The organism is Olivibacter sp. EAT-5, from assembly GCF_044784325.1.
GTDB classification, from domain to species: domain Bacteria; phylum Bacteroidota; class Bacteroidia; order Sphingobacteriales; family Sphingobacteriaceae; genus Olivibacter; species Olivibacter oleidegradans.
The window spans coordinates 5,843,323-5,863,810 of sequence record NZ_CP173028.1 but is presented as its reverse complement, the minus strand read 5'-3'; the positions used below and the strand labels follow the sequence as shown (position 1 = coordinate 5,863,810).

17 protein-coding genes are annotated in these 20,488 nt (G+C 41.3%); 13 read left to right on the top strand and 4 right to left on the bottom strand.

Annotation, left to right across the window (positions count from 1 at the left end):
• Positions 1-27 precede the first annotated feature (27 nt).
• From ACH11B_RS24560 to ACH11B_RS24535, 6 genes are all read left to right on the top strand, one after another.
• On the top strand, positions 28-2,133 hold the full coding sequence (locus tag ACH11B_RS24560; RefSeq protein ID WP_377610898.1) for a S9 family peptidase: 2,106 nt from the start codon (positions 28-30) through the stop codon (positions 2,131-2,133).
• Entirely contained in the window at positions 2,130-4,568 is a 2,439-nt protein-coding gene (locus ACH11B_RS24555) for a serine hydrolase (RefSeq protein ID WP_377610896.1), read from the top strand. The genes ACH11B_RS24560 and ACH11B_RS24555 overlap by 4 nt, the downstream gene beginning before the upstream one ends.
• A 137-nt stretch (positions 4,569-4,705) precedes the next feature.
• Positions 4,706-5,740, top strand: a complete 1,035-nt coding sequence (locus ACH11B_RS24550; protein ID WP_377610894.1) for a methionine ABC transporter ATP-binding protein — start codon at positions 4,706-4,708, stop codon at positions 5,738-5,740.
• The gene (metI, locus tag ACH11B_RS24545) at positions 5,733-6,389 is read left to right on the top strand and encodes a methionine ABC transporter permease MetI (protein WP_013667765.1); all 657 of its coding nucleotides are present in this window, start codon (positions 5,733-5,735) and stop codon (positions 6,387-6,389) included. Before ACH11B_RS24550 ends, metI begins: the two co-directional genes overlap by 8 nt.
• Positions 6,390-6,400: 11 nt before the next feature.
• The gene (metQ, locus tag ACH11B_RS24540; protein WP_013667764.1) at positions 6,401-7,204 is read left to right on the top strand and encodes a methionine ABC transporter substrate-binding lipoprotein MetQ; all 804 of its coding nucleotides are present in this window, start codon (positions 6,401-6,403) and stop codon (positions 7,202-7,204) included.
• Between the two features lie 263 nt (positions 7,205-7,467).
• Positions 7,468-7,647, top strand: coding sequence for a hypothetical protein (locus ACH11B_RS24535; protein ID WP_377610892.1), 180 nt, complete (start codon positions 7,468-7,470; stop codon positions 7,645-7,647).
• 121 nt (positions 7,648-7,768) lie between these two features.
• On the opposite strand, the gene ACH11B_RS24530 is transcribed toward ACH11B_RS24535, so the two are convergent.
• On the bottom strand, positions 7,769-8,113 hold the full coding sequence (locus ACH11B_RS24530; protein WP_130858436.1) for a helix-turn-helix domain-containing protein: 345 nt from the start codon (positions 8,111-8,113) through the stop codon (positions 7,769-7,771).
• A 251-nt stretch (positions 8,114-8,364) separates the two neighbouring features.
• Here ACH11B_RS24530 and ACH11B_RS24525 point away from each other — a divergent pair, with 251 nt between their 5' ends.
• From ACH11B_RS24525 to ACH11B_RS24495, 7 genes are all read left to right on the top strand, one after another.
• A complete protein-coding gene (locus ACH11B_RS24525) occupies positions 8,365-8,739 on the top strand; it encodes a helix-turn-helix domain-containing protein (RefSeq protein WP_013667760.1) in 375 nt (124 codons plus the stop codon).
• Positions 8,736-9,692: a PstS family phosphate ABC transporter substrate-binding protein gene (locus tag ACH11B_RS24520; RefSeq protein WP_013667759.1), complete on the top strand. Its 957-nt coding sequence runs from the start codon at positions 8,736-8,738 to the stop codon at positions 9,690-9,692. The genes ACH11B_RS24525 and ACH11B_RS24520 overlap by 4 nt, the downstream gene beginning before the upstream one ends.
• The gene (gene pstC / locus ACH11B_RS24515; RefSeq protein ID WP_013667758.1) at positions 9,689-10,579 is read left to right on the top strand and encodes a phosphate ABC transporter permease subunit PstC; all 891 of its coding nucleotides are present in this window, start codon (positions 9,689-9,691) and stop codon (positions 10,577-10,579) included. Before ACH11B_RS24520 ends, pstC begins: the two co-directional genes overlap by 4 nt.
• Entirely contained in the window at positions 10,572-11,414 is an 843-nt protein-coding gene (locus ACH11B_RS24510; RefSeq protein WP_377610889.1) for a PstA family ABC transporter permease, read from the top strand. The genes pstC and ACH11B_RS24510 overlap by 8 nt, the downstream gene beginning before the upstream one ends.
• On the top strand, positions 11,411-12,172 hold the full coding sequence (locus tag ACH11B_RS24505) for a phosphate ABC transporter ATP-binding protein (protein WP_013667756.1): 762 nt from the start codon (positions 11,411-11,413) through the stop codon (positions 12,170-12,172). Before ACH11B_RS24510 ends, ACH11B_RS24505 begins: the two co-directional genes overlap by 4 nt.
• A 363-nt stretch (positions 12,173-12,535) precedes the next feature.
• Positions 12,536-14,272 (top strand): GMC family oxidoreductase, encoded by a 1,737-nt coding sequence (locus ACH11B_RS24500; RefSeq protein ID WP_013667755.1) that lies wholly within the window; start codon positions 12,536-12,538, stop codon positions 14,270-14,272.
• 5 nt (positions 14,273-14,277) lie between these two features.
• A complete protein-coding gene (locus ACH11B_RS24495; protein ID WP_013667754.1) occupies positions 14,278-14,910 on the top strand; it encodes a gluconate 2-dehydrogenase subunit 3 family protein in 633 nt (210 codons plus the stop codon).
• Between the two features lie 14 nt (positions 14,911-14,924).
• Here ACH11B_RS24495 and ACH11B_RS24490 read toward each other — a convergent pair whose 3' ends face one another.
• From ACH11B_RS24490 to ACH11B_RS24480, 3 genes are all read right to left on the bottom strand, one after another.
• Positions 14,925-17,150 carry a sensor histidine kinase gene (locus tag ACH11B_RS24490; RefSeq protein ID WP_404273990.1) on the bottom strand — a complete coding sequence of 742 codons (2,226 nt, stop codon included), beginning with the start codon at positions 17,148-17,150 and terminating at the stop codon, positions 14,925-14,927.
• Positions 17,113-17,814 (bottom strand): hypothetical protein, encoded by a 702-nt coding sequence (locus tag ACH11B_RS24485; RefSeq protein WP_377610884.1) that lies wholly within the window; start codon positions 17,812-17,814, stop codon positions 17,113-17,115. The genes ACH11B_RS24490 and ACH11B_RS24485 overlap by 38 nt, the downstream gene beginning before the upstream one ends.
• A gap of 280 nt (positions 17,815-18,094) precedes the next feature.
• Complete coding sequence (locus ACH11B_RS24480; protein ID WP_377610882.1) at positions 18,095-20,458, bottom strand: carboxypeptidase regulatory-like domain-containing protein; 2,364 nt, start codon at positions 20,456-20,458, stop codon at positions 18,095-18,097.
• Positions 20,459-20,488 lie beyond the last annotated feature (30 nt).

Genomic DNA, 20,488 nt, shown 5'->3' with positions numbered 1-20,488 from the left:
TATCGCTTAGTTTTAGAACAATAAAATATGCACCTTAAAAAGAATATTCTTGGTTGTCTTTTTGTTATTGGTTGCTTCTTTTGTAAGTCGCAGGAATTGAGTTTAGAAACACTTACATCCTATCCCTTTCCTTCTTCCTTAGTAACGGGTGGTACGGGAAGTAAAATAGGATTGGCGATCAATGAGCAAGGGAAGCGAAACATATGGGTTGCCGAAGGACCAACTTTTGAATTGCGTCGGTTAACCAACTTCTTAGCAGACGATGGGCAAGAACTGAGTGGTCTTAAAATTTCGAACGATGGGAGATGGGTAGTTTATGTAAAAGGCGGTGATCATGGTGCCTTTGACGAGAGTGAGCCAAGAAATCCTTCATCTCTCCCTATTAAGCCAAAAGTAGAAGTTTGGAGCATACCCTTTGAAGGCGGAAATCCAATATGTTTAGGAGAAGGAGATTATCCCGTCATTGCACCGGATAGCAAGGAGGTTTTATTTGAGCAAGATGGACAGCTTTGGACGGTTCCCATTAATGGTGGGCAAGAAGCGAAGCCTTTATTCTTTGCTCGTGGTAAAAATGGCGGGGCCCAATTTTCGCCGGATGGTTCTAAAGTTGTTTTTGTCTCCGATCGGGATGATCATTCACTCATTGGCGTATTTCATGATATAAAAACACCCATTCAATGGTTAGCACCGGATTTTAGTCGGGATTTATCCCCTCGATGGGCGCCTGATGGCACTGCGGTTGTTTTCGTAAGGACAGCAGCCATTGGTGGTGCCTCAGACTCGTTAACGGTACAAAAAGCGAGGCCTTGGACGATTTGGCGCTGCGATTTGGATGATGGTCGCAGTACGAAAATATGGTCTTCTCCCCATAGCCTAAGTGGTTCAGTTCCAACTACAGATGGAGGTTTTAATTTGCATTGGGCGGATAAAGAACGTATTGTGTTTTTATCTTATCATGACGGCTGGCCACATTTATATAGCATTTCATCAGCAGGTGGCGAAGCCTCATTGCTTACACCAGGGAACTTTATGGTGGAGCACGTACATTTAAGTGCTGATAGAAAGTGGCTGCTATTCAGTGCTAATACAGGTGAAAATAACGATGATATCGACCGACGTCACCTGTATCGAGTGTCCGTTAGTCACAGTCAAATGGAAGCGTTAACAAAAGGAACAGGGATTGAGGCTTTTCCACAGCTTACGGGAGATGGCGGGCACGTAGTATTTGTTAAATCAACCGAACAACTAGCTCCGACACCGGCAGTGATGCCATTTCAAGTCAATGCCTCCGTAAAGCTCATTGGAGAAAAGTTAATCCCCCAATCACTTCGTGATGCTTCCTTAATAAAGCCAAAGTCGGTAAGTTGGAAATCGATAGATGGAAAAACCGTATACGGGCAACTGTTTGAGCCTAAGAATAAAGTTAAACGGCATCCGGCCATCCTGTTCATTCACGGCGGTCCGCAACGACAAATGCTAGCAGGATGGCACTATGGTGATTATTATGCCAACACTTATGCCTTGAATCAATACTTGGTGAGCAAGGGTTTCGTTGTATTGGCAGTTAATTACCGTCTGGGTATCGGTTATGGTTTCGAGTTTCACAAACCGGCTAATGCAGGACGATTTGGCGCATCGGAATATCAAGACATCCAATCGGCCGGTGAATGGCTTGCAAAGCGCAAAGATGTAGATGCACAACGCATAGGCGTCTATGGAGGTTCTTATGGTGGATACCTTACTGCCTTGGCCCTCGGCAAAAATGCAGACCTTTTTGCGGCAGGTGTCGATATTCATGGTGTACATAATTACATGGAACGGATTAACCTCCGTGCGACTGAACCGGCGCCTGACTTGGATCTAGCTATGCAGTTAACTAAGGAGTCATCACCCGTTTCGTGGGTTGATCATTGGAAATCGCCTACATTAATTATACACGGTGATGACGATGGCAATGTCGACTTTCACCAAAGTATTGATTTAATTGAGCGTTTAAAGAGGAAATCGATTCACTTGGAAACGATTATGATTCCTGACGAGACACATCATTGGATGCGCTATCATAACCAATTAAAGGTTGACCGCGCAGTCGCTGATTTTTTTGAAAAAACGTTAATAAAAACAGAGAAGTGAAAATTTTTATTTTTAAGATTCAGTATCTGAGATTACAGGTATTCATTTATAGTTTCCTTTGTTTCTTGCTTCCGGTCAGCTTGGTACTTGCGCAGGATTTATCTCTACCCCAAGGCTTTGACAACTATGTGCATCAGGTGCTGAAAACTTTTGATGTGCCGGGGCTAAGCGTCGGTATTGTAAAAGATGGAAAAATCATACTGACTAAAGGCTACGGTGTGAGGAGGTTAGGCGAAGCCGCACCTGTGACAGAAGAAACACTTTTTAGTATTGCTTCCAATAGTAAAGCCTTTACGGCAACGGCTCTAGCCTTATTGGTAGAGGAGGGAAAGTTAAAATGGGAAGATCGAGTAATCAAGTACTTGCCCTGGTTTCAACTGAATGATGATTATGTTACAAGTCATTTAACGATACGTGATCTATTGGTGCACCACAGCGGATTACCCGCATATGCCAATGATTTGTTGTTGTTTCCACCCTCTACCTTTAGTCGACAAGAATTATTACGGAAGTTGGCGGACGTACCCCTTCAACATGACTTTCGGTCTGTATATGCCTATGATAATATTCTCTATATAGCAGCTGGTGAAGTGATTGAAAAGGTGTCGGGTATAACTTGGGAAGATTTTATTAAAAAGAGAATTTTCGATGTTGTAGGTATGCAACACAGCATCAGCCGGTTTTCCATGCTTAAACAGCAAAAAAACGTTGCTTATGCACATGTGAAACGAAAAGGCCAATTGAAGGTAGTTGCCAGTTTTTTTGATCAGAATATTGGCGATGCAGGAAACCCGGCGGGAGGGATAGCATCCTGTGCCGTTGATATGACGAAATGGGTAGCCGCGCAATTGGACTCGGGATTAACATTAAGCGGAGGACGCTTGTTTGCATCGAACGCGACGCAGGAGCTTTGGAAGATCGTAAGACCTATGCCGATATCGAAGGAGCCTGCTTGGCTTCAGCCTGCACAGAAAAATTTCTATGGATACGCTTTAGGTTTCAGAAAATACGACTATAGAGGGTATGAGGTAATCGGGCATGGTGGACTTTTGACGGGTTTTGTTTCACAAATCGCAATGGTACCACAGAAACGTTTGGGCATTGTTGTATTGACTAATCAATTATCGTCGGGAGCCTATTGGTCCATCATTAATCACTTGCTAGATTATTATTTACAAACACAGTCCTTTGATTGGATCGCCGGCTATAAAAAAGAAGCAGATAACGCGAGCATTAAACAAGATTCTATAGAGAAACAGCTGCGTCCCGACTCCACGTTAAAGTTAAGTTTACCTTTAGAAGCCTATACCGGTGTATATACCAATAAGTTATTGGGAAAGGTTCGTATTAAAGCCGAACATGATTCGTTAAAAATACGATTCTTAAATTCACCGCAATTAAATGCATCGTTACGGCACTTTCATGGAGATATCTTTAATCTAGCTTTTGACAACCGGGATCGAAGTTCAGCGCCCATGTTATCCTTTTCTTTGAATCCCGACAAATCAATCCGTGAGGCGAACTTCATATCGACCTTTACTGATGCAGATAACGACTGGGAGTCGGTAATTCTCAAACCTGATAAAAACGCCATAAATGGTACCTTAATGTTAAAGAGAAAAATAGAGAAAGTTCTTCAAAAAGGAAATCCCGGAACTTTCGCGATAGCATTTAAAGATTTATCGGATAACGATACCTTTTTCTATAATGAACACCAATTGTTTCATGCTGCCAGTACAATGAAGACACCTGTATTGGCGGAGACATTTAGGCAAATAGAACGCGGTAAGTTAGCGCTGTCGGACTCTGTTGAAGTTTATAACGAATTCAAAAGCATTTATGATGGTAGTAGTTATGCAATTGACGCACGGGACGACAGTGAACAAGGACTTTATTCATTAATAGGAAAGAAGGCGACGCTTGCCGATTTGCTTTTGCGAATGATAACACAGAGTAGTAACCTTGCGACTAACATTGTAATAGATCTAGTGGGGGCAAAGAATGTGATGAAGACAATGGAACGTTTAGGAGCGAAGGAAATGAAAATTCTTCGAGGTGTGGAAGATAGTAAAGCCTTTGCACATGGAATGAACAATATGGTAAGCGCCTATGATCTATCACTCTTGTTCGTACAACTGGCAAGAGGCGAAATGATTAACAGCAGATCGAGCGAACAAATGCTCGATATACTGATGAAGCAGCATTTTCGAGGCATAATCCCTGCAGAGTTGCCAGCGGACGTCAAAGTGGCTAATAAAACCGGCTCAATCAACAAGGTTTGCCATGATTCAGGTATCGTTTTTTTACCGGACGGAAGGAAATATGTACTCATATTACTTTCTATGGGAGTCGATGAAAAGTTGGCGCAACAATACCTGGCTGAGATATCAGGTGTTTTTTATCATTATGTATGTAATAAGGATACAACCGAATAAACCTTAATAGTCTATTAGAGTTGTAGATTTTTAACTTTTATTCTACCTTTGCCTCTCTATTCTTGTTGAGGCTGTAATTTGGTTTTGATATATCAATAATACATCAGGACATCGTCGGCTTTACGGACGGTAAATATATGATTGAACTAAAGGATATAAGCAAAGTTTTTCGGAAGAAAAACATCGATATTAAGGCGCTTACCGAGGTCAACTTGAAAATTCCGGAAGGTCGTATATATGGAATTATTGGTTCATCGGGTGCTGGGAAAAGCACGCTCATAAGATGTATTAATTTACTTGAAAGACCTACCCAAGGTCAAGTGCTGATTAATGATGTGGATCTTATGACATTGTCACCAGGTAAACTCATCGATGTCAGAAGAAAGATCGGTATGATATTTCAGCATTTTAATTTATTGTCCTCGCGAACAGTTTTCGAAAATATCGCTTTTCCCCTTGAATTAATTGGCACATCAAAAGACCATATTCAATTAAAAGTTAAAGAACTGTTGGATTTAGTTGGTTTGGAGAGTAAAAGTGACGATTATCCCGCTAGCTTATCGGGTGGGCAAAAGCAGCGTGTAGCCATAGCCAGAGCATTAGCGAGCGATCCTGCTGTTTTGCTTTGCGATGAAGCAACCAGTGCGCTCGATCCGGCGACAACTCGATCCATTTTAAACTTGCTAAAAGATATCAATAAACGATTAAATATAACGATTGTGCTAATCACCCATGAAATGGATGTAGTGAAGGCAATTTGTGATGATGTTGCTGTTTTATCGGAAGGGAGAGTAATAGAGCGGGGCAGTGTGCGGGAAATATTTTCAAATGCAAAGACTGATTTAACGCAGCAATTTATAAATTCTTCCCTTCACGTAGATATCGCACACGAGTATCTGAATCGTTTAGTACAGGTTTCTGAAGATAACGGCAAGGATTTATTGTTAAAAGTGCGTTTTAATGGAGCTAGCACTGATCAGCCTTTGCTTTCTTCCATTGTCAAGTTATTTGGCATTGATTATGAAGTATTGAATGCGAAAATGGATACGCTAGGAGATATGCAAGTCGGTGTTATGTTATTGAAAATCAGTGGTAGTATCGATGCGATAACAAATGTGATTAATTATTTTAAAGACAAAAAATTAGAGGTGGAGGTCATAGGTTATGTCTGACGCAATGCTGCTGATGCTATTAAAAGGAACCTGGGAAACAATCGTTATGACCTTTGTATCGGGTTTTTTTGGTTTCTGTTTGGGTTTGCCGACGGGTGTTTTATTGTTTATGACACGCGAAGAACAGATGTTGGCTAACAGAAAGTTAAATAGAGTTATCGCGGTAATTGTAAACGTCTTTCGTTCGATTCCTTTTATTATTCTTATCGTTTGGATGATTCCTTTCACCCGTTTGGTAGTAGGTACATCCATCGGAGTTGGGGCCGCCCTAGTGCCCTTAAGTATCGGTGCTGCGCCCTTTATTGCCAGAATGATTGAGAACTGCTTGTTGGAAGTGCCGCACGGACTGGTTGAAGCAGCAAGAGCCATGGGAGCTAAGCCTATTCAGGTTGTTCGTAAAGTATTATTACCCGAAGCCCTTCCCGCCATTATAAACAGTGCAAGCATAACGCTTATTACCTTAGTTGGTTATTCAGCTATGGGTGGGGCTGTGGGGGCTGGGGGATTGGGGCATATCGGTTACCAATATGGCTATGTAGGCTACGATGCCGTAGTAATGAATGTTGTGCTTCTATTGCTCGTTGCGCTGGTATTCCTTATTCAGTTTCTAGGCGATTTTATTTCAAAGAAGGTAGATCATAGAAAATAATTGAAGAATTTATGAAGAATTTTAGCTTGTTAGGGATAATCCTTTTAATTGTGTTTGCATCTTGTGGAAATGCATCTAAAAATAATCCCAATCACATCAAAGTAGGTGTGGAAGCCGGTCCGGAGTATAGCCTCGCTGAAGCGGCCCAACGAGTGGCAAAAGAAAAATACGGACTGGAAGTCGAGCTTGTGCAGTTTAACGACTATGTGATGCCGAATGAGGCGCTTCGGCAAAATGATATTGATGTGAATGTTTTTCAAAACAAGCCCTATTTGGATGTGCAGGCAAAGCAACGAGGTTATGATTTCGCTATTTTAGGTAACACATTCGTTTTTCCATTGGCTGGTTATTCGAAGAAAATAAAAAATATCGATCAATTGCAAGTGGGTAATACCATTATTATTCCTAATGATCCTACTAATGGCGGGCGTGCTTTGTTGCTAATGGAGAAAGTCGGCTTGATCAAATTAAAAGACGGTGTCGGTCTATTACCCACAGTCAATGATATTGTTGAGAATCCGAAAAGTTTGCGAATTCTCGAATTGGAAGCGCCTCAGTTGCCGAGATCTTTAGATGATGCCCAGGTTACGGTAGCGATCATAAACAATACCTTTGCCGCTTCTATTGGACTGGTTGCGAAAAAGGATGGGATTTTCGTGGAAGATGAAAAATCGCCTTATGTAAACATAATCGTATCTCGTACTGACAATCAGCATGAAGAAAAGGTGAAAAAATTTGTTGAAGCCTACCAATCCCCCGAAGTGGAGGCTGTCGCAGAAAAAGTATTTAAAGGAGGCGCTATCAAGGGTTGGTAAGTGATTGAGGAGTTTATGGGCCGAACGAACGTTGCGCGTCTGCAAAATACGTGCGTGTGTAAACGATCTCCTAGTCACTTTAATAAGCAGTAAAATATAGTATACTAATTTTATAGACTTAATATTCTTTATTAAAAATTCTTTATCTTTGTTTGAAAAATCATTCTGTGTTTTTGGTAGGTGTGCATTAGATACTACTTTAAGGACTGAATAGTAAGCGCTGTTTGCCACCTATGAGGGATTATTATTTAAAATATTAAATCATGAAAAGAGGGGGAATTGAATCCGACGAAGAGCAAGTATACATAGATGTTCAATATGACTATTGCTTGCGTTGCCTGGAAATAGAAAGCGATGAAAATATGTCGGTAAGAGAAAAAAAACGCCAAAAGAAAAATGAAGTTAAATCCTTAAACAATGGGGAGGGTAGTCAAGATCTTTAAAAAATGTCGCGTGACCGAGCGGTTAGGTGGAGGTCTGCACGACCTTTTACGGTAGTTCGAATCTACCCGCGACTTCAAAGGAATTTCCGCTGATGGGGGGCGTTACATTCACTTCTACTTCTTATAAAAAATGCTTGTTTTCACGTAAGATTTCTTGGTAGAACTTGATATCATTTTCTAGCTTTGTGATGTACGTTTCTTTTTCCATAAGCAATTTATGGTATAGTTCCTTCTCTATATTTTTGCCCGCCATTGTCTCCGGTGATTGATTAAATACAGTGCTTAAATTTAAGTCAATTAGACTTGCGATTTGTTTCAATCGCTCAATATCCAAGCGAGTGATGCCGCTTTCTATGTTCTGGTACGTCTTAAGAACAATGTTCAACTTATTCGCCATATCGCCTTGCGACAAGCCTTTGGCTTTTCTATGACTTTTTATTTGATAAAGTAATTCCGCATTTGTCATCCTTGAATCTTTTTGTCTAGATAATCGTGTCCGCCATCCTTCTTTGTAACTATACTGTCGTCAACAAAAGTAAACAAGAAAGTCTACTAAATCAATAGACTTTATTTATTTTTTTATTACATCATAACAAATGCTAATAACGATCGTAGACAACCTTCCTGTTTATAAATATAATGTCTATGGTTTTTGTAGATTTTTGATTTTTTCTATTAACTTTACCCCTTATCTTATTTAGCAGTAAGTGATAGAAAATGGAAACAACTAAAGAATACCCGCTTGATTCGATTTTGCCTGACTTTGCTATTGACCTATCTTCTATCCATGAGGCACAAAATGCTATAGGTGGTAAATGGAGTTTAAAATTGATTGTTGCTTTAGCCAAAGGACATAAGCGCTTTAACGAAATAAAAGAATATATCGGAAATATTTCACCTAGGGCTTTATCAAAAGAACTAAAAGTGCTGGAACGAAACGGGTTGATAACAAAAGGTGCCTGCAGGGAACGGCCAATATATACGGAGTATCAGCTAACGGCCATCGCGTATGAGCTAAAGGGCGTGATTGAAGAAATAAGTAATTGGGGTAGATGTTTCCGAGCAAGAAAATTGAATCAACTTAACAAATGATAAAATACTTATCTTTCGGATTGATAGGTGGCGTTTTGCTTGGAATAATCGGGTGTACCTACACAGAAAAAGAACGACAGGAAAATCAGGAGACCATATCTATATCGGGTGCTTTTGCGCTTTATCCGATGCTCATACAGTGGAGTGAAGATTTTAAAGAAAATCATCCAAACGTACGTTTCAATATTTCAGCGGGAGGTGCCGGTAAAGGAATCGCCGACGTATTATCCGATATGGTAGATATCGGTATGGTGTCGCGTGATATTCATCCGGAGGAGTTCGAGAAGGGCGCTTTTCTAGTCAACGTAGCAAATGATGCCGTCGTGGCAACTTGTAATGCCAACAACCCTGCGGCAGAACAGATTGTAAAGCGTGGATTAACAAAAGAGGAATTTATTGATGTTTTTTTGAAAGCAAAAATCACCCGTTGGAATCAGTTAGCAGGTATTGACAATGACTACGACATGCACGTGTATGTTCGATCTGATGCAGCCGGTGCTGCGGAAACATGGGCGAAATTTCTTGACGCTTCCCAAGAGGATCTGTTGGGAATAGGTGTGTTTGGTGATCCGGGCCAGGCTCAAGCGATTATGCGAGATCCATTATCGATTGGTTTCAGTAACTTGAATTACGTTTATAGTTTAAAAGATCGAAAGCCGCAGCAGAATGTGCAAATCATTCCTATTGATTGGAACAAAAATGGACAAATTGACCCTTATGAGTATTATTATCAAAATCTTGATAGTTTAAATCAAGCAATCGGTGACGGTCGTTACCCTTCCCCGCCAGCAAGAACACTTGGCCTCTTATTCCATGGCAAACCAAAAAACAAAATACTCATATCCTTCTTAGAATATATTCTTTCAGCAAAGGGGCAGGCTCGCTTACCTGAGAATGGCTACGTGAGTTTGAATAAAGAATTAACGGCTCAGGAATTAGCAAAAATAAAATGAAAATACGTTTGTTCAAGGATAAAGTAATTAGTGGAGCGATGCTCGTTTTCTCCATTTTATCCGTATCAATGGTTTTGTTGATAGGTGTTGGACTTTATTGGCGCTCTTTGCCTATTTTACAAGACTATTCCATCTGGGAGTTAATAAGTTCGAATGTATGGCGTCCCCTAAAAGGATCCTTCGGGTTTTACCCTTTCATTATGGGGACATTGTGGGTGACGGGCATGTCTATAGCGATTGCTATTCCATTATGTTTGCTTACTGCGATCTATGTCTCTGAATATGCGCCCAATCGGTTTAAGAATTTCTTTTTACCTATGATCAACATGTTGGCTGGTATTCCACCGGTTATTTACGGTGTATGGGGAGTGCTATTTGTTGTGCCTTTAGTCCAAAAGTATGTTGCCCCTTTTTTTGTTGATTTCTCAACCGGTTTTACGGTTTTAGCTGGCGGGATCGTATTGGCTGTTATGATATTTCCGCTAATTGTAAGTATTATAGTTGAGGTTTTGCAAACCATTCCGAAGGAACTGCGGGAGGCATCGCTTTCATTGGGTGCTACGAAGTGGGAGACCATCAAAAAGGTAGTTTTAAGGAAGGCGATGCCGGGAATCATAGCCGCCATCGTGCTGGCTGTATCCAGGGCATTTGGCGAAACAATAGCCGTTTTGATGGTTTGCGGCAATGTACCCATTGCGCCGCAGTCGATCTTTGACCCGGCTTATCCTTTGCCGGCCTTATTAGCTAATAACTTTGGCGAAATGATGTCGGTTCCTCTGTACGATGCTGCGCTTATGTTTTCAGCCTTGGCTCTATTCGTCATTATTTTGATCTTTAATATAATTTCCAGGTTAATCCTCCAAAAAATAAGCGTTCGAAATGCGTAGAAGAAAAATAGAAGAACTTATCTTTAAGGGTCTCATGATAGGCTCGACTATTTTGGTAGGGCTATCGCTCTTTTTAATCATTGGCACGGTTATTATAAAAGGCTTGCCTTTTTTAAGTTTAGATATGTTAACAAAAACCCCGAATGGTGGCTATTATTTTGGACGATCGGGCGGCGTCCTGAACGCAATAATCGGCTCGATATACGTCGCCGGTGGCGCAACATTGCTAGGTATGCTCATCAGCTTACCTGTGGCAATTTACTTAAATATCTATCTAAAAAAAGAAAATCGTTTTGCACGTTTTGCCAAACTTTCCTTTGATGTCTTGTTCGGGATCCCATCCATTGTTTATGGTGCCTTTGCTTTCAGTTTGATGGTTTATCTAGGAGTTAGGGCCTCCTTATTGGGCGGCGTCATTGCAGTGGCTTTATTGGTTATTCCTATAATGGTAAGAACCTTGGACGAAGTGATTATTCATGTGCCTAAGGAATTAAAAGAGGCCGTGCTGTCTTTAGGAGCAACGCGTTGGGAGATGGCAAAAATTTATTTTCGACAAATTAAAGCCGGTATCTTAACAGCTGTTTTATTGGCTTTCGGAAGAGGTGTAGGAGATGTCGCCGCTGTTATGTTTACTGCAGGTTTCAGCGATAACATTCCCACTTCACTGAACGAGCCGGCGGCAACCTTACCTTTGGCCATATTTTTTCAATTGGGTAGCCCGATTCCGGAAGTACAAGGCAGGGCCTACGCTTCTACATTCATTTTATCCATTTTCATTTTAATTATTGTGGTTTTAAGCACGTTGCTTACTAATAAAAGACGCAAAAAGTCATGACGCAAACCCCTCATATCAGTGTAAAAGATTTAAATGTACACATCAGTGGTAATCACTTGTTAAAAAACATCAACATAAATATTCCTGATAAAAGCGTCACCTCTATCATAGGCCCTTCAGGTTGCGGCAAAACAACCTTATTGAAAAGCCTTAATCGGTTGCTGGACGATATCCCGGAAGTAAATATAAGCGGAAGTGTGTTAGTGGACGGAGAAGATATTTACGGACCAAAAACGGAAGTTACCCACATACGAAAAAAAATGGGACTACTCGCGCAAAGGCCATTTCCATTACCGATGTCAATTTATGATAATATCGCCTATGGCCCACGTATACATGGTTTAAAAAATAAGAAAGAGTTGAATGTCTTAGTGGAACATTACCTACAAGCAGTTGGACTTTGGGAAGAAGTGAAGCATCGTCTCCATACGTCTGCCAGTGCTCTGTCTATTGGGCAACAACAACGATTATGCCTCGCTAGGGGACTTGCTGTTGAACCGGAGATTATTTTGGGGGATGAATCAACCTCTGCACTCGATCCAATTTCTACGAAGACAATCGAGGATTTACTCATCAAGCTGAAAGAAAACTATACCATCGTACTTGTTACTCATATTTTACGTCAGGCCAGAAGGGTGTCCGACTTTATTGTCTTCGTATATATGGGGGAAATTATCGAATTCGGGCCAACCGAAGAAGTGCTGTTGAACCCAAAAGAAGCATTGACTAAAGATTATGTAAAAGGTTTTATAAGCTAACAAAAAAGGGAACGGAAACCATTCCCTTAGGATTTAAAGAGTTGGCTATCAATTTGGCGTTGCACCAATCTCTTTTGTAACTAAACCCAACACAAAGCTAGCTAAAAAAGCTTGTAGATACAAGCTTTCCAATAGACGCGTTGTGACGTTTGTGACAAAACGCTTGCTAATCATGATCACCTAAAACATATTAGCATGGCTAAAAATGCATTTTTTTTATTGCATGTTTATAGAATTTCCAAAATAATCATCTATCTTTAGGGGCTAACAACCAACATGTCTAATGCGGAATATATATAAATCGGAATAAAACTTTTGTGTGCGTTTCGTTGAAGGCATTAACGATAAACTAAACTACGTTTAATGAAACATTTTGAAATTCAGGAGCAGGACCAAGTGTATGATGCAATTGTAGTTGGCTCCGGCGCCGGCGGTGGCATGGCGGGATACGTTCTAGCGAATGCGGGACTTAAAGTTTTAATGTTGGAGGCGGGTCCCTTTTTTGACCCAGCTAAAGATGCTTTGCAACTTAGATGGCCGTGGGAATCACCTAGACGCGGCGCATCCACGGTAAGGCCCTTTGGCGACTTTGACGCCGCTTACGGAGGATGGCAGCTGGAAGGTGAACCGTACTCTACGGTTGACGGAACTGATTTCCAATGGTTTAGGGCGCGTATGCTTGGTGGCAGAACAAACCATTGGGGACGTATCTCTCTTCGAATGGGACCAGCTGATTTCAAGCCTACCGACGGTGTGACTGACGAATGGCCCATTACTTACGAGGAGGTAAAGCCGTTTTATGATAAAGTGGATCGACTGATTGGTATTTATGGTACAGTTGAAGGGCTACCAAATGAACCCGATGGTATTTTTCTGAAACCACCAAAACCCCGTTTAAACGAGTTGTTTATTAAACGAGGCGCAAAAAAAGCCGGTGTCACTGTTATTCCAGGCAGAGGCTCCGTATTGACGGAGGCGCTTCCCGGGATGAAGGGGCGTGGAACATGTTTTTATTGCGGACAATGTGGGCGTAGCTGTAAAGTTTATGGCGATTTCTCTTCGTCTTCCTGTTTGGTAATTCCGGCAATGAAAACCAATAATTTGAAGGTGATCGATAACGCGATGGTACGTGAAGTACTCACCAATGACGAGGGTTTGGCTACCGGTGTCTCTTATGTGAATACGGTAGATTTGAAAGAATATAGCGTACGGGGTAAATTGGTGATATTAGGCGCCAGTGCTTGTGAGTCTGCCCGGCTTTTACTGAATTCAAAATCGAAGGCTCATCCCGGCGGACTGGGTAATAGCAGCGGATTAGTAGGAAGGTATTTACATGATTCGACAGGTTCAAGCATGTCGGGCTTTATTCCGGAATTAATGGAGAGAAAGCGCTATAATGAAGACGGAACAGGCAGTGTACATATTTATTCACCATGGTGGCTCGATAACAAAAAATTGGACTTTCCGCGTGGGTATCACATAGAGTATGGCGGCGGCTTACACATGCCTTCTTATGGTTTTCTGGATTGGGTTCCGTCGGTGAATGGAAAGGTACCTGATAAACATGGTAAAACGAAGGAACAAGGTGGTTATGGTGTTTCATTAAAGAATGATTATAGGCGCTTTTATGGTGCAAATGTAGGAATGGCAGGACGAGGTACTGCCTTAGCACATAAAGATAATTACTGCGAAATCGATCCGAATAAAGTGGATAAGTTCGGCATTCCGGTATTAAGGTTCCATTATAAATGGGGTAGGGAAGAAGTGGCTCAGGCCAAGCACATGCAGGAAACTTTCCAATCTATTATGCACGAAATGGGTGCGATCATAACATCTCCTACCTATGGCGCAGATACATCTTATGGTTTAGAAGCGCCGGGAAAAATCATTCATGAAGGAGGTACGGTTCGTATGGGTGACGATCCAAAGAAATCGGTGTTAAATAAATGGTGCCAATCACATGATTGCAAAAATTTATTTGTAGTAGATGCCGCACCTTTTGTACAACAGGGAGATAAAAATCTTACCTGGACGATTTTGGCACTGTCTATGCGAACGGCAGAACATATTTTAGAACAAAGAAGTAAACTTAATATTTAACGACAATGAACAGGAGAGAGTCGATTAAAGCGATAGGGCTTACTACGGTGGGTACAGGCCTTTTGTTAGAATCATGTAGACAAGGAGATGCTAACAAAACGGTGGAAGAGTCTGTACAAAATTCAGGTAAATTACCTGGTGTGCAGGAATTCGAACATGCCCGTAACACGGAACTAAATAAGGAGCGTTTTTTTTCGGAACACGAAATGGCCACTATTACGGTGCTTGCAGATATTATTATCCCTAAAGACGATTTTTCGGAAAGTGCTTCAAAGGCCGGCGTACCGGCTTTTATCGAGTTCATGGTAAAAGACATTCCTGACTACAAATTACCCATGCGGGGAGGTTTAAAATGGCTGGACGTGCAGTGTTTAAAGCGTTTTAATAAGCCTTTCGTTGAATGCAGTGAAAGGGATCAGCTAACGCTGATAGATGAAATAGCCTATCCGCTGAAGGCAAGACCCGAAATGCAGCAGGGGGTGGCTTTTTTTAGTTTAATGCGAAATCTCACCGCTTCCGGTTTTTTTACCAGTGAAATTGGGGTGAAGGATATTGGTTATGTCGGTAACCGCCCCGGGCCGTGGGATGGAGTCCCGGAAGATGTATGGCGGCAATATGGTTTTACCGGTAACGACTAAATTGTTTAATGTCCTTATACTTCGTTACATTCAATGGTAACCGTTGTACCAGCTCCTATTTCTGAATGGAAATCCATCGTTCCATTCAGAAATTCAACCCTGGATTCTATATTTGTTAAACCCGCTCCCTTACCAGCTGCTAATAAAGCTTTCACATCGAAGCCGTTTCCATCATCTTCCACAATAAGTGTTACAGACTGCTCGATCTGCTGTAGTTGAACCAGGATAAGAGATGAATGTGCATGCTTTACTGCGTTATTTACCAGTTCTTGCATGATTCTGTACAGTACCAATTGCCTGGAGGCTTCCATTTTATTGGTGTAGTGATAGATTTGACACTGGATGTTAATACCGGAAGATTTCAATTTTTGGCAATATTCACGTATGGCTTCTCCCAGTCCGTAACGCATGAGTATCTCAGGCATCATACTGTGAGCAATTCGTCTGAGCTCTCCAATCGCTCCGTCCAAATGCTGTAAAGTTCTATTCATTAGCTGTTGTTGACTATCGTTTTTTAAAAGTTGCATGAAACCTGCCAATTCTATTTTTACTCCTGATAATAATCCGCCTAAACCATCATGTAAATCACGTGCTAACCTGCTCCGTTCTTGCTCCTGGCCATCGAGCATGGCGGATAAAAGGGAAATGCGATGTTCCTGCCTGATTTTATTTACTTCCATTTGGTGCAATTTATCCTGTTGCTTCATGGCCTTCACCCGCTGCTTATAGGCATAAAAAAGAAAGAGGAGCGTTAAAAAGCTTGTCAGACTGAATGCGATGTAAATGCGATTCAGCTTCTGGTTAAATTGAACTTGCTGCTGTAATACCAGGAGTGCCTTTTCTTTTTTTCCTGCCTCATATTGAGCGTCTAAACGTTTACCCAAGCTCATTTTTTCCGTATTGAATAATGTAGTGTAGGCATCTACATAAAGTTTGTAATTGCGAAGAGCGCCATTTAAATCTCCTTGCTTTTCCTTCATAACGGCAAGGCAGTAGAAAATTTTTGCTTCAATTTCATTATTAACGGTAGGGTCTCGATGAAGTGCCATTATTGCGTTTCCCACCAGCATCTCGGCCTCAGTCAAATTGCCTTTTTCAATTTGTTGTTTCGCTAGCATGACGTAGCTGTCTGCAAGCACTGTGTTTTCTTTGCTGAATTGAGCTTCTTCAATAGCGATTTCCAGGTAATAACGAGCAGAATCGTGTGAACTTTCCGGAAAATATTGCTCGTAAATAGCGGCAATATTTTTGGCTAATGCGGCAATTTCAGTAACATGAATAATACGATCTTTGTTCTTTTTTGCCAAAGAGAAAGCCGCTTTATTTCGTACAAGCGCAGAGTCCAACAATTGTTTTCGGATCGTGTTGGCTTCATAGTGCGCCATAAAGTTATTGGCTGTACATCGATACGCAGCAATTAACTTATCGAGATCTTTACTCCTTTCAGCGCTATAACGCGCTATTCGCGCGTATTTGTCTTGATTGGGAAGATCAGACCATTGGCCATAAATGGTGGAAATTGTTGTATAAAGGTTGCTTTCATAGGAATAATCATGATCCCCGTCGAAGTCTTTGGCAGCAAGCAATAAACTGGCAATGGCTTCATGCGGCTCATTTTGCGCAAGCTGAATTGTCCCTTTGGAGAGCTGGACTAAGGCTTTGCTCCGTTTGTTCGCTGATCTTTTTGCATAAAATTGGGCGCTATCTAAACTTGACAAGGCGAGCTGTATATTTCCATCGTTGCTATGCTGCATGGCAAGAAGCGCGTATAAGCTCGTGGTTTGATCAATATTATCAAGCCGTTTTGATAATTTTAGTGCTTTATCTAGTAACTCGAAGGCTAACCTGGGATCTCTTCTATAATATAAAAATTCAGCTAACCGAGCCATTGTTTCTAATCGATCTTGGCTAGATAGCTCTTTTCGGTCTAAAACCAATCGCAAAGAGTCTTCCGATAAATGGGCATAAGAAGTATTGAATGCTATTGAAAGCAATAAACATAAAGTAAAGGTGAACCGCACATGTTGAAATAAATGTAAGCCTGTGTTGATGCTGATAAATAATAGCTTACCAGGTATTCGATAAAGGATACGGTTTGAGATGGTAATCGTGCGGGAAATGCGTTGCATGATCAAAGATACGTAAGATTCAAAGGCTGTCAATCCCCGTTTCCGGGGGTTTTGAAGCAAAGATGTTTTTGGATTACCGGTGTTGATCGAATTGAAACGGCGTTCGGTCAACTTTTTTGTCGATCTGCAGTTCCTTCGTTGTCATGACCAAGCGTTGAGAACCGGTGGGTTTTTCAAAAGCAAGGACCAGTGCCCCTGGGGCAGCATGATTTTTCCTCGAAGGCAGCTCGCTAAATCCCCATTCCCTCCCGTTAGACCATATTCTTTCCATACTGGAGTCGGGATAAGTCCATTCGACATAAGGTTGTTGAAGCAGTACACCCCGTCCTGTCAGCTGTACGTCTGTCGGTATGTTCTCCTCTTCCTCGGTTGAAGGTTTTATTGGGAGCGCTTTGAAGTGTAACAAAAAAGCTTCCGGAATTCCCGCTTCCTGATCAATCATTTTCCGGTTTTCCAGATTGTATTTAACCGAACGATTTGGTGTTTGTATACTTAGAGTGCCCGTATAAGTAAGTGAAAAAATACATTGTCCTGGATTGCTTGCCGGGCCTTGAAAACTAAAGCCCCAAGATTCTTCACGGGCGCCTATCGTGTCGGCTGTTATGAGTAGTTGGTTACGGCGAACCCCAATCTTTTTGAATTCTTCGTCGGTGAGCGCTGTTACAGCTAATCCGGTAGATTTGGCAAGACTTAAGGCCTGCAAGTAGCTTTTTTTTATGATGTTGGTATCTCGAAGATACACTTCTGTCTGCTGATCAACATATATTTCAGGCATCTCTTTTCCACTACAGCCAAACAGTGTGCTGATTATGAGGATTCTAAGCCATCTGATTTGGCTTTTATGGGTCAATGGATAGTATGTAGAAAGCCTTTCGTGTTTTTTCACACCGACAAATAAAAGCTAAATATAAATATTGTCTGAGGCTTGCCCAAATTATTTATCAATCGCCGTGAAGTACGAATGAAGAATAAACGCATGGGCTGATGTTTGAATAAGGAGCATACTGAGATAAGTATCAATGCTTATCTCAGTATGTAAAGCATCGATAACATTATCAAAATGTGAATCGCACAAAAGGAACGGGAAAAAAACCTTGCTGGTAGACGTTGATAACATTAAGCTGTTGAGCATTCCACTCCTGGCGAAAAATATTCTTATTATCGGTTACATTTTGCAGGTCGAGAGCGAGTTCCATAGTTGCCCGCGTGAATTCTTTGCGATAGGAGACTTTTACATCTGCCCGGAAATAAGCAGGCTGCTGTAAAGAATATGCCCTTGTTTCCTCGTACTGAATTTCGCCGTCGATAACAGAAGAAGCGATGTCTACCGGCGATAAATAACGTCCACCCACCCGAGAAACCTTTACGCTTAAACCGAATATGTTTTCCTGTTTTCCTACTTTCCATTCCTTACCCCCCAATAAGTTAAAAACATTTTTCATGTTAAATGCAGTGTTGCGCCATATGCCATCACTTCCCTGATACCTAGAACTGAAAAAGGATCCGGTTAGCAAGTAATAAAAGCCTTTATTGAAAAGACGTTCCAGCGTGATGTCTAAGCCATAATTTCTTCCAACTCCTTCATTTATCAGGTTATCGCGCAAAACAGGAATGGTTTCGGCGCCAAGATTTAATGTTGAAAAAGAGCTCGGAGCTTTCGTGACCGGAACATCAAATAGCCGCTGAAAATACAGTTCTGTTTTAAGATGGGTATTGGAACGTATGTTCCAATCATGTGATAAAATAAATTGGTGACTGCGTATAAATCCCAACGATTCATTAGTATATCGATTGCCTGCCGCCGTTGTCGTAACTGTAGCATAAGTGAGAATATTGTCCATTTGACTGTGTAGGCCGTATGCAAAGCCAAAAACATGGGATCCTAAGCCCTCGTATTTAACACCGATTCTAGGTTCTAAACTATTCGTTTGTGAAAGGCTTAAGTACTGATAATGCAAGCCGGAGACCATACTAAAATGATCTGTCATTCTGAATTTCCACTGAGTAAAGACTTGCATTAAGCCAAAGTCACCATTCCGATTGTTCAGTATCATTTCACTTACTCCATGTCGCATCCTCCTGTTAAAAAGAGTGTAATTGGTGAAATCCTCTGTGATACCCGCTACCAAGCTATGCTTTGCATTGAATTTATGATGGAGGTGAAGAACGCCGGAGAATTTGTTTATTTTAAAACGCCAATGCCAGTCAGGTATCGTTTGGTTGATGTTTTCTTGATTAACCGAATCTCGATCAAATTGCTCGTTCGTACGGCTATAACCCAGAATAAAGTTGATAGCGGTTTTTTTGTTCAGTTGGTATTTATAACTTAATCCGCTTATGCTGGTCTGATAACGGGGATAACGGTTACTATATTCGTTGCCATAGGATTGACCTTCGGGATCATATTCGCTTGCCAAAATATCCATGCTGCTTCTTCCCCAAATGCCAAATAAGGAAAGATTACCATGCTTCCCGATACGACTGTTAATTTTATAGTTTAAATCCATATATTCAGGAGTGGCTCTGCCGGTGCCAAACTCAATACCTAAATTCTGAAAAAGCGATAAGGTGGAATAGCGGGCATTTATCAAATAGCTCGCCCCCTTACTGTTGCCTATAGGGCCTTCTGCTCCACCTTCAAAGCCATTGAACCCCATCTGCGTTACAAACTCGTGTTTCTCACTATTTCCGTTGCGAAGTTTTAGATCAAACACACCGGATAATGCGTTGCCATATTGGGCAGGAAAAGCCCCTGTCATAAAATCAGATTGATCAATCAAATTGCTGTTCAGCATACTAACGGAGCCTCCCATGCTATTAAGAGAACCAAAATGATTTGGATTTGGTATATTAAGCCCCTCCAGTTGCCATAGCATAGCATTTGGAGAGTTTCCTCGGATGATGATGTCATTTCGAGTATCATTGGTAGAAACAACACCTGCAAAATTAGTAGCCATTCGCGCGGGATCGCCTAACGAACCTGCGTAACGTTTCGTCTCATCCATATTAAAAGTTCTGGCGCTCACACTTAACATATCGTTGTTAACCTTACGTCCCCCGCTATTTTCATTAGCTGTGATCTCGACGACGTCCAAATTCATTAAACTTTCACGCAAGCTGATTGTTAAGTCCACTTCCTTGCCTGCTGTTACAATAATGTTATTTAATGAAAGAGGTTCATAGCCAACAGCGGTTATAATGAATCGCTGTCTGCCAAGCGGAATGTCCGTTAATTTGAAATTACCCGAGGAATCACTTAGGGTGGTTTTGGAAAGGTTAGAAGCAAGTCGAATCGTAACACCTTGCAATGATTGCTTAGAAGCCTCGTCGCTAACATTGCCTTTAACAATTTGAGTTACTTGTTGGGCCTTGGTCTGTACAAGGTGAAATGTAATGAATAGGAAAAAAACGATTTTCATATATGCCTTTTTTTACAAAAAAAATGGCAT